This window comes from Sphingomonas sp. AC435, assembly GCF_979253005.1.
Genome location: NZ_CEEDCJ010000143.1, coordinates 1 through 229, shown reverse-complemented (window position 1 = coordinate 229; position 229 = coordinate 1). Strand labels below are relative to the sequence as shown.

The following is a 229-nucleotide window of genomic DNA, read 5'->3' as shown; positions in this document are numbered from 1 at the left end:
AAGCCGCCCACAATCAGCCAACAGCGCTGCAGACCGCCCCCGCGCCTTTTCCTGAGCTGGCTGCCCAGGCGGCACTGCTGAATGAAATTGGCGATCTGCCCCAGCGCGCGCCGCACAAGCTGCCGTCACGCTTCTCGGTGGATGTACCAGGCCGCAAGTGGCAGCAGATACGCGCCTTCAGCGACAGCCTGCAATTCAATCGCCCGCCGCAGCATTGGTTGGATTGGTG

1 protein-coding gene is annotated in these 229 nt (G+C 63.8%); it reads left to right on the top strand.

What is annotated here, in order from left to right:
- On the top strand, positions 1-229 hold a 229-nt coding region (locus AC0CH8_RS19235), incomplete at both ends, for a hypothetical protein (RefSeq protein WP_465241250.1).